The organism is Weissella sp. DD23 (assembly GCF_001579105.1).
Classification (GTDB): Bacteria; Bacillota; Bacilli; order Lactobacillales; family Lactobacillaceae; genus Weissella; species Weissella cibaria.
The window spans coordinates 1-342 of sequence record NZ_KQ970496.1 but is presented as its reverse complement, the minus strand read 5'-3'; the positions used below and the strand labels follow the sequence as shown (position 1 = coordinate 342).

3 tRNA genes are annotated in these 342 nt (G+C 51.2%); all 3 read left to right on the top strand.

Features of this window, described 5'->3' with window-relative positions:
• Positions 1-79 precede the first annotated feature (79 nt).
• Positions 80-152: transfer RNA gene (locus WEIDD23_RS12435), tRNA-Phe, on the top strand.
• A 30-nt stretch (positions 153-182) separates the two neighbouring features.
• A tRNA-Trp gene (locus WEIDD23_RS12430) sits at positions 183-253 on the top strand.
• A 13-nt stretch (positions 254-266) separates the two neighbouring features.
• Positions 267-339: transfer RNA gene (locus tag WEIDD23_RS12425), tRNA-His, on the top strand.
• Positions 340-342 lie beyond the last annotated feature (3 nt).

The following is a 342-nucleotide window of genomic DNA, read 5'->3' as shown; positions in this document are numbered from 1 at the left end:
TCGCATGGTCTAGTTGGTTAGGACGTTCGCCTGTCACGCGAAAGATCACGGGTTCGAATCCCGTTGTGACCGTTATAATGGCTCGGTAGCTCAGTTGGTAGAGCATACGATTGAAGCTCGTAGTGTCGGCGGTTCGATTCCGTCCCGCGCCATTGGAAGTGAATAACATTTACATCCAAAATAGGGGTATAGTTTAACGGTAGAACGACGGTCTCCAAAACCGTTGGTGGGGGTTCGATTCCCTCTACCCCTGCTTGACGATAATGGCGGTAGTGGTGAAGTGGTTAACACATCGGTTTGTGGTACCGACATGCGTGGGTTCGATTCCCATCTACCGCCCTT